This window comes from Parafrankia sp. EUN1f, from assembly GCF_000177675.1.
GTDB lineage: Bacteria > Actinomycetota > Actinomycetes > Frankiales > Frankiaceae > Parafrankia.
In genome coordinates, this window is record NZ_ADGX01000239.1 from 1 (window position 1) to 9,354 (window position 9,354).

Consider the following 9,354-nt stretch of genomic DNA (forward strand, 5'->3'; position numbering starts at 1 on the left):
GCTGGGATATCACAAAACTCGCCGGACCCGTCCGCGGCGTGCACTTCGACCTGTACGTCATCCTCGACATCTTCTCCCGCAAAGCCATTCACTTCGAGGTACATCCCACCGAGAACGGGGAACTCGCGAAGGCCTTCATCGAATGTCAAGGGCCATTGAGAACGGCCCGGTGGCGGTCACGGTTCCGGCCCGGTAGTGGCCACCAGATCTGCCCGGTGGTGGCCACCGTTCCGGCGCGGCTTTCGTGTCAGGTCAGGGCTTTCACCCCCTTGCCGGCGAGGGCTTGAGCGAGGCGGACACTGTCGCCGCTGGTCTGGCAGAGGTGGGCGTGGTGCAGGAGCCGGTCGACGGTGGCGGTCGCCAGTGTTTTAGGCATGATCTCGTCGAAGCCGGCGGGGTGCAGGTTCGAGGAGACCGCGATCGACCGTTTCTCGTAGGCGGCGTCGACGAGCCGGTAGAGGCCTTCGGCGGCGTCGGGGCCGACGGGGAGCAGACCGATGTCGTCGACGACGATCAGGTCGGCGCGCAGGATCTTCTCGACGGCTTTGGTGACGGTGTCGTCGGCGCGGTGGGCGCGGACGAGGACGCCGAGGGCTTCGAGGGTGAACCAGGCGACGTGCAGGCCGGCCTCGACCGCGGTCTGGCCGAGGGCTTCGAGCAGGAACGTCTTGCCGGTGCCGGCGGGGCCGGCGACGACGAGGTTCTCCCGGCGGTGGACCCATTCCAGGGTTTGCAGGGCCTGCTGGGTCGGGGCGGGGATGGAGGACACGGCCGGGTCCCAGGCGTCGAACGTCTTGCCGGTGGGGAACCCGGCGCGGGCCCTGCGGGTAGCCAGCCCTGCGCGGTCACGGCCGTCGGCTTCGGCGGTGAACAGGGCGCGCAGGACCTCGGCGGGTTCCCAGCGCTGGGCTTTCGCGGTGGCCAGCACCTCGGGGGCGTGCCGGCGGACGTGCGGTAGGCGTAGCCGGCGCAGCAGACTGTCGAGGTCCTCGGGCAGCGGCGGCGCGGTCGGGCTGTTCACCGCCGGGCCTGCCCGGTGCCGAGAGCGTTCCAGCCGGCGGTGCCCTGGGCCAGGGTGTGGCCCTCACCGGCCCGGCTCGTCCCGCCCGGCGCGGCGGTGGCCTGGTGGGTGAGGATCGCGGCCAGGTCGCCCTCGGAGAACCGGCCGGCGGTCGCCGCGGCGCCGAGTGCCCGGTCAACGGTGCCGCTCCCGTGCAGACCCGCGAGGGTGACGGCCTCGGCCATCTTCACCCGCATCCGGGACGTCCCCGCGGCCGCCGCCTCGACGAGCCAGAGCCTCGCTCCATCACCCAGCGCGCAGAACTCCGCCTCACCGGCCGAACGAGGACGGGGCGTGCGGGCAGCCGGCCCGGCCGGGACGGGTGGGAAGTGTGTCTCGTCCAGTGCCGGGCTGCCCGCCGTGGTGGCCCGGTGACGTGCCACCTCGACCGGCCCACCGGCGCCGAGGTGGGTGATGACGACCTGCTCGCCGTGGCGGCGAACGCGGACGACCTGGCCGGCCAGCGGGTGCGGCACCGAGTACTGGCCGCCCTCGAAGCTGACCAGCGCCGTGGTCGACCCGACCCGGCGCGCCGCCCCGAGCAGCACGGTGAACGGCCGCAGGGGCAGCGGATGCAACCGAGCCCGTTCCTCGGCCAGCATCTGGGCGGGTGGACGGCGGGTCGCCCGGTGCGGCCGGTCGTTGACCTGCGCGCAGAACAGCTCGCAGGCGGCTTCCAGCTCGGCGAACGAGCCGTAGCCGGCGCGCAGGTTCGCCTCCGTCGGGACCAGATCCGCCTTCGCGATCCGCACCGTCGCCTCCGACCCGCCCTTGGTCTGCGGATCCGCCGGTAGGCACGTCGCCACCGTCAACCCGTAATGGCGGCCGAACGCGACCGCGGCCGGGTTGCGCACCGCCACCCCGGCGACATGCTCGACCGTCACGGTCTTCTCGTTGTCGGTCAGCAGGTAGGTCGGCACCCCACCCGCCCGACGCAGCGCCACATCCACCGCGGCGAACACCGTCGGCGCCGCCCGATCCAGCAACGGCAGCACCACCCGGAACCGGGACCACGCCAGCCACAGGCAGAACAGCACCGTGCCCGACCCGCCGACCCGCGGCCCCTGACCGAAGTCGTACTGGGCCCACATCCCCGGCTCGGGCACCCACGGCCGGAACACCCGCCGCCGCCCCGCCCCATAGGCCGCCTTCGCCCGGGCCACCGCACGACGTGTCGTGCGCGCCGCCCCCGGATAGCCCATGGCCACCAGCTTGTCGTGGACCACATCAGCGCGGATCTTCCCCCGTGACCGCTCGACCAGCTCCTCGATCTTCCCCCGATACGGGTCCACCACGCTCGCCCGGACCGGCCGCGCACCCGGCACCAGCGCACCCGCGGCACGAGCCGCGACATACCGGCCCACCGTGTGATGCGAGCAGCCCGCGAGCTCACCCGCGTCACGCAACGACCCCGTCAGGTCGTACGCCTCAAGAATTTCCATGATCTCCTCGGCAGACTTCCATCTCGTCCCCTTCCCGGGACCGTGTGCTGAGCTCGGTTGGCACCGCTCAGCACACCGGGAAGGGGACCCCGACCGATCACGACAGGCCGGAACAGACAGTCACAACGGGCAGATCATCGGGCCGCTGGCGGGCAGTTCTCCTGGCCACCAGCGGGCACCCATACGGCCGTCGCTGGGCAGGATCTCGTGGCCGCCGACAATCGAACACGCCGTCGCCGCGAACGGCGGGGTGCGACCGAACGCCGTTCACGCCGACCGTGGGACCTCGATGACGTCCCAGCCGGTCGCCGCCCTTCTGGCCTACCTGAACATCGACCAGAGCCATTAGTGAAGCGAACTTCAAGACACTCAAGTACTGTCCCGCTTTCCCTGGGCGTTTCGGATCCCTCCAGGACGCCCGCGTTTTCTGCGACCTGTCCTTCCGCTACTACAACAACGAGCACAGGCATTCGGGTATAGCTCTGCACACCCCTACCAGCGTCCATGACGGCACCGCTCACGCGATCCAGGCCCGTCGCGCCCAGGTCCTCGACGCCGCCTACGCCTGGCTTCGTAAGTGAGAACGGGATCTGGATCTGGCGCAGATCTTGTGATCCTTCGGGCGCCATTGTCGATCATGGGGTGAGGAGGACGCGTTTGCGGAGGAGGTCGAAGTTCGCGCGGCCGTACATCTGCCGCTTGATCATTTTAAAAGTTACGTGGAATCTGGCCGGGGTGATCATGTCTTCCCGATGCGACCACGGACTTGGGAGATGGCTTGAGCGGCACGACGGTGCTTGCGGAGAAGTGGCCGGTGCTCGGCCGGCACGAGCAGGCGGCGGTGTGGCTGCAGATCTGGACGGATCTCGGTCGGGCTCCGAGGACGATCGACGCTTACGCGCGTGGGCTGGCCGAGTACCTGCTGATGTGCGAGCGGGAGGACGTCGACCCGGTCACCGCGAACCGTGCCCACGTCGCCGTCTTCGTGCGGGAGCTGACGTCGCGGCCGAGCCTGCGGGGCGCGAACGTGGTGTCTATCGACTCGGGGGCCGGGCTGGCGAACGCCACGATCCAGCAGCGTCTGGTGCCGGTCCGGCTGTTCTACGACTTTCTGATGGAAGAGGGGCTGCGGGAGTCCAATCCGGTGGGCCGGGGCCGTTACACCCCCGGCGGACGGGCTGGCGGAGCGCAGCGCGGCTTGGTGCCGCGACTGACCAGGCTGCCGTGGATTCCCAGCGAGCAGGAGTGGCAGGGGCTGCTGAAGGAAGCAGGCCGGGAGCCGGCGCGTAACCGCCTGATGCTGGCGCTGGCCTACGATGCCGCGCTGCGGCGCGAGGAGTTGTGCTCGCTGCGTACCGATGACATCGACCCGGCGCACCGCACGCTGCGGGTCCGGGCGGAGACGACGAAGAACCGGCTGGAGCGCGTCGTGCCGTACTCGGCCTCGACCGGGGTCCTGCTGTCGCAATACCTCGCGCACCGGGTTTCGGTGAGCCGGGCGAGGGGGCCATTGTTCCTGTCGGAGTCGCGGCGCAACCACGCCCAGCCGTTGAGCTTGTGGACCTGGTCAAAGGTGGTCCGCCGGATCGCCCTGGCCTCAGGGGTCGAGCGGTTCTCCACGCACACGACCCGGCACCTGTGCCTGACGGACCTGGCCAGGATGGGCTGGGAGGTCCACGCGATCGCCGCTTTCGCGGGGCACCGCCACACTGACTCCACGCTGCGGTATATCCACCTGTCCGGCCGAGAACTCGCCGGGAAGCTCAGCCAGGGCATGCGGCATATCCACGCCCAGCGCGTCCAAGCCCTGACCAGCGGCGAGGGCACGGAGGCGTCCCGGTGACCGTCCCCCACGCGGCCGACCGCCTGGCACCCTCCGGGTCTTGGCAGTGGCCGATTGACACGGCTCGCTACGACACGACGCGCCTGCTCCGGCCGACGGAGCAGGATTCGATCATCGAGCTTAGGGTCGGTGACCTGCGCCGTCTGGCCCGGCACGACCCCGATGCCCGGGGATGGGAGCCGGTCAGGCGCCTGCTGCGGCCGCTCGACGATGCCGCCGCCGCGCTGGAGGGTCCGCTGACCTCTCACCGGCGCCGGGCGATGCTGGACGCGACCGCGGTGGTGCTGCTGCGGTGCGCCGAGACCGGCCGGTCCTACTGGGCATGGAACGACGAAGAGTGGGCCGGGCTTCTGGGCCAGGACCAGCAAGGGTTCCGCAAGGCCGCCCCGGGCTGGGCGGACGACGCCGTGCGCCCTTACCTGGCCGCGCACGCCTTCCTGCTCGGCGGCTTCACCGCCTTCTACCGGCTTGGCAGCTTCAGCCGTCTGACCCTGGCCTGGCGCGTGTTCGGGCGTGAACGCGTGGACGGCGAGATCAGGCGGATCCGCTCGGTGCTGGCCGGATGGGGTTACCGGCTCGGCCGCGACGGCGACCAGATGCTGCCGATGGTCGCCTGCCAGATGCTCCTCCTCAACCGCAGCCCGCACCTGGAAGATCTGAGTACCGGGCTGTTCGAGCGCGCCCGCCGCGAGCAGCTCCTGCCCGCCGCGAGGGGCAACACGCTGCACGCCATGCAGCGGGCCGTCGCCGAGCTGGGATTCTGCGACCCGCCACGACGGCTGGCGAGCCGTCACTCGCCGAAGGCCGAGGGCGGTTCACCCGCCTGGGCGGAGTGAGTGGAGCGCTGGCACGGCACGTCCACACTCACGCCCCGGGTCCGCGGCGCCGTCCGCGCTACCCTGCTCAAGGTCGGGAGGTGGCTGGAGGCTGAGCAGCCCGAGGCCGCCAACCCCGGCTCCTGGACACGGCAGACCTGCGCGGCCTGGATCGCCGCGCTGGACCGGATGCAGGTCGGTGACTACGCCCAGCGGACCGCCGGGCTGAAGGGCCGCGTCGGCAAGCCGCTGGAGGCAGCGACGAAGGCGACCCAGCTCAGCGCGGTGCGGACCTTCTTCCGGGACTGCCAGGAATGGGAATGGATCCGCAGACGCTTCGACCCGCAGCGCGCACTGGCCACCCCACGCAGCATCGCCGCCCTACTTGGCCCCGATCCCCGGGTCATCGCCGACGAGATCTGGGCGAAGCTGATGTGGGCCGGGCTGAACCTCGCGGAAGACGACCTGCCGCAGTCCCAGGCCGGGAACTTCTACCCTCTCGAACTGGTCCGTGCGGTCACGCTGGCCTGGCTGTTCTCCGGGCAGCGCAGTGATGAGATCGCCCGCCTGAGGGTGGGCTGTATCCGCTGGCAGCACGACGGCGCCGAGATCACGGGTGACTCGGATCAGGTCCTGGCCCGTGACGCGGTCTGCCTGCTGGACGTGCCGGCCCACAAGACCGGCACCGCGTTCACCAAGCCGGTCGACCCGATCCTGGGCCAGGCCCTCGATGCCTGGCAGGCCAACCGCCCCGCCCAGCCGAGGTTCACCGACCGTCGCACCGGCGAGCTCGTCGACCTGCTGTTCGCCTTCCGGGCCCGGAAGGTGTCCACCGTCTACATCAACAAAACGGTCATCCCGGCGCTCTGCCGCAAGGCGGGCGTTCCCACCGCCGATGTCCGGGGGAACATCACGAGCCACCGGGCCAGGTCCACGATCGCCAGTCAGCTCTACAACGCCAAGGAGCCGATGACGCTGTTCGAGCTGCAGGCGTGGCTCGGCCACCGGTCGCCGCAGTCGACGCAGTTCTACGCGAAGATCAGCCCGGCCACGCTGACTCGGGCCTACGACGACGCGGGATACTTTTCCCGCAACATGCGGACGGTCGAGGTCCTCGTCGACCGCGACGCCGTCGCCTCCGGGGCCGCCGCGGCCGGCGAGCCCTGGCAGCACTACGACCTCGGCCACGGCTACTGCACCTACACCTTCTTCGAGCAGTGCCCGCACCGCATGGCCTGCGCCAAATGCGACTTCTACACCCCCAAGAACTCCACCAAGGCCCAGCTCCTGGAAGCGAGGACCAACTTGCAGAAGATGCACGCGGCCATCCCGCTCACCGAAGCCGAGCAGGCCGCCGTCGAGGACGGCCAGGCCGCTCTCGACCGACTCCTTCAGCAACTCGCCGACGTCCCCACGCCGGCCGGGCCGGCACCCCGGCAGGTCGACAGGCCCGCTGGGGCGGCTCTGCTGCCGATCGTCGCGGTGAACCGCAGGCCGGCAACGTAATCGACCGGCGCTCACGGCCCTGACCAAGCAACATAGCGGCATGCCGGGTCTTGTCTGGGAGGAGGTCAAGGACATCTTCGATCCCAACCTCATGGGAGCCCTTCCCGACGTCTTCGTCCCCGACGCCTCCGTCGCGGACTGGCAGGCTCTGTTCCACCTGGTCCAGGCACGCAACTGGCAGTGGCGGTATTCCGAGGGCTCCATGGACCTGCCACTACCGTCGGCCGCTGCCGTGCTCGCCCGCCCGGCTGACTGCGAGATCGCGGAGCTGAGGGTCTGGCCGCAGCCCGGAGTCCTCGCGATCTTCCGAATCATGTCCGCCGATGAGATCGACTTTGACGTCGATCTGCGGGAACTCCAAGGGCAACTCGGTGTTGACGCGCTCTGCAGCCTCCTGGCAGAGATCGGGCGCGAGCTCGGCAAACCGGTGATGATGACGGCGGAGGGCGGGAGCCAGGCCCATCCTGTCCTTGGGTTCGACCCGGCCCTCGACCGAGTGGTCGCGCTGGTGGATCCGTCACTCGCCTGGCCATGAAGCCCCACGAACCTTGACAAGTCAGATTCCACATAATGATGCGGTTGACGTGACCTTCGACGGGCCCGGAGCTGTGCGGCAGAGTCAGGCCGGCAGTGACGGCGTCGAGGTCGCGTTCGAGGCCGGTCGCGTAGGTGTGCAGGGCGGGGAGATCGTCGGCGCGGACCGCGGTGATCCAGTCGGTGATCGTGGTGTCGGTGGGGCGGGTGAGTAGGTGCGCGAATGCGCCGACGTGGCGGGTGAGCGCGTCGAGTTCCGGACAGCAGGCGCGTGCGTCGCGGAGCTGGGTCTGTTCGTCGTCGCGGAGCCGGTCGGGGCGGGTCAGGACCCAGCGGCTGATCGTGCGGGTCGACCGGGGCCGGGGTGGTGGGGGCTGCGCGCCGGTGCGCAGCGGGCGCACGTAGGCGGAGACCATCGCGTAGCCGCCGCGGTATCCCTGCTCTGTGATCTCTTCCCAGAGTTTCCAGGCGTTGGTCTGCCCGGCCGCCCATTGTGCGTCGAGGTGGGCGCGGAACGGGTCGAGGCCGCTGGGCCGGTCCTGCCACTGGCCGCGGAAGAGGTCTTCGGGTCGTGCGGCCTGGGCGTACTTGCGGACGGTGTGGCGTCCCATGCTCAGCTGGCGGGAAATCGCCCGTTGGGTGTGGCCTGCTGTCAGCAGGGCGTGCACGGCGGTGTGCGTGCGTCGGGTTCGTTCGGCGAACCGGTTGCCGGTCCGCCACGGCTGCTCCGCCGGGGCGTCTGTCGGGTCGGGCTGGGCCGTCGGCTCCGCCGCCGCGGGCGCTGGCGCTGGCGGGGTGGGCAGGCAGCGACGGTGGGCGGCGACGACGCGTTCGACGGCGTCGCCAAGGTTCGCCCACAGATGCCACCTGTCCGCGACTTGCCGGGCGTCGGGGGCGCCGCGGCGTGCTCCGTCGGCATAGGCACCGGAGCGGTCCCGGCAGATCACCTCGACGCCGGGATGGTCGGCCAGCCAGGCCACCAGGCTGTCGGCTTCCCGGTCGGGGAGCATGTCGATCGGCCGGTGGGTGTCCAGGTCGATCAGGACCGTTCCGTAGACATGACCACGACGCACGGCGAAGTCGTCGACCCCCAGGGTCCGCACCACGCCGGGCTGCGGGTCGGGCAGCGCCCGGACCCGGCGGACCAGGGTGTCCCGGCCGACGGTCAGGCCCAGCGCGGCGGCCAGCCGTGCTCCCGCCCGGCCGGCGAGCGCCAGGCCGATGTCGCGCACCGCCGCCGCGGCGGGCGGGGTGAATCGGGCATGTGGGCGGGTCAGGCCCTCGACCTGCTCGGCGAAGGTCACGGCCGCACAGCTGGTCTCGGCACAGCGGAACCGGCGCACGAGCAGGTCCACCACCAGCCGCGTCCCGCCGAGCGCGGTGTCAACGAGCCGGCGCCGATACCGGCCGTGCACCCGCCCGGACATCGTCGCGCACCCCGGGCACGCCACCTGCCCCGCTCGCGCGTGCACCCGCAGCCGTATCCCGTCCGCTGACCGCTCGACCCCGTCGACCACGACGTTCGCCAGATGCGGCAGCACGACCCCGAGATCAGGGAGATCACACCAGCCCGATCCTCGCGGCCCACCACCAATAGTTGATCAATAGCTGGCACCGGTTCGATCACAAGATCTGCGCCAGATCCCCGTTACCTTCTGGATGGCCCCGCAACGGGGCTCCCGGCCTCCGGACCTGGCATGACTTGAGCCCCTCGTCGGTCATGATCGAAAAAGTGGTGTCACCAAGTTCCGGAGGCATCGGCAGACCGCTGATCAGGGGCATGACCGTCGAACTCATCGTGAGCGAGACAGGCTCTTCGTAACGTGGATGCCGGCACGCTGATGCCGCAGGTGAGGCCGGGAAAGTAGACAGCGCTCGCGGGAGACAGCACGTGATCGATACCGGTGGCATCGACGTCTACCTGGGCCTGGACGTGGGCAAGGGCGAACACCATGCCACCGCTCTCACCCCAGCCGGGAAGAAGGCGTTCGACAAGCGGCTACCCAACAACGAACCGAAACTGCGGGAGGTATTCACCCGGCTGCAAGCCAAGCACGGCACCGTGCTGGTCGTCGTCGACCAACCTGCCTCCATCGGCGCCCTGCCGCTGGCCGTCGCCCGCGACACCGGCTGCCGTGTCGCCTACCTGCCGGG

At 70.3% G+C, this 9,354-nt stretch carries 7 protein-coding genes and 2 pseudogenes; 6 read left to right on the forward strand and 3 right to left on the reverse strand.

Annotated elements, in window-relative coordinates; genetic code table 11:
* Window positions 1-247: 247 nt before the first annotated feature.
* Window positions 248-1,021 carry an IS21-like element helper ATPase IstB gene (gene istB / locus FREUN1FDRAFT_RS36250; RefSeq protein ID WP_006545389.1) on the reverse strand — a complete coding sequence of 258 codons (774 nt, stop codon included), beginning with the start codon at window positions 1,019-1,021 and terminating at the stop codon, window positions 248-250.
* On the reverse strand, window positions 1,018-2,502 hold the full coding sequence (istA, locus tag FREUN1FDRAFT_RS36255) for an IS21 family transposase (RefSeq protein ID WP_006545390.1): 1,485 nt from the start codon (window positions 2,500-2,502) through the stop codon (window positions 1,018-1,020). Before istA ends, istB begins: the two co-directional genes overlap by 4 nt.
* Before the next feature lie 265 nt (window positions 2,503-2,767).
* Here istA and FREUN1FDRAFT_RS44655 point away from each other — a divergent pair.
* From FREUN1FDRAFT_RS44655 to FREUN1FDRAFT_RS48375, 5 genes and pseudogenes are all read left to right on the forward strand, one after another.
* Window positions 2,768-3,068 (forward strand): annotated as a pseudogene (locus FREUN1FDRAFT_RS44655) (integrase core domain-containing protein); the annotation flags it as partial.
* Window positions 3,069-3,280: 212 nt separating this feature from the next.
* A complete protein-coding gene (locus tag FREUN1FDRAFT_RS47810; RefSeq protein ID WP_006545392.1) occupies window positions 3,281-4,345 on the forward strand; it encodes a site-specific integrase in 1,065 nt (354 codons plus the stop codon).
* Entirely contained in the window at window positions 4,342-5,181 is an 840-nt protein-coding gene (locus FREUN1FDRAFT_RS45605; RefSeq protein WP_006545393.1) for a hypothetical protein, read from the forward strand. Before FREUN1FDRAFT_RS47810 ends, FREUN1FDRAFT_RS45605 begins: the two co-directional genes overlap by 4 nt.
* Window positions 5,182-6,666, forward strand: a complete 1,485-nt coding sequence (locus FREUN1FDRAFT_RS36270; RefSeq protein ID WP_006545394.1) for a tyrosine-type recombinase/integrase — start codon at window positions 5,182-5,184, stop codon at window positions 6,664-6,666.
* 40 nt (window positions 6,667-6,706) lie between these two features.
* Window positions 6,707-7,201, forward strand: a complete 495-nt coding sequence (locus tag FREUN1FDRAFT_RS48375; protein ID WP_035957274.1) for a hypothetical protein — start codon at window positions 6,707-6,709, stop codon at window positions 7,199-7,201.
* A gap of 808 nt (window positions 7,202-8,009) precedes the next feature.
* Here the strand turns inward: FREUN1FDRAFT_RS48375 and FREUN1FDRAFT_RS48380 are convergent.
* Window positions 8,010-8,741: pseudogene (locus tag FREUN1FDRAFT_RS48380) on the reverse strand (ISL3 family transposase); the annotation flags it as partial.
* A gap of 350 nt (window positions 8,742-9,091) precedes the next feature.
* Between FREUN1FDRAFT_RS48380 and FREUN1FDRAFT_RS36285 the strand changes: the two are divergent.
* Window positions 9,092-9,354 (forward strand): transposase (locus tag FREUN1FDRAFT_RS36285; protein WP_006545397.1); only part of this gene is annotated, 263 nt, incomplete at its 3' end.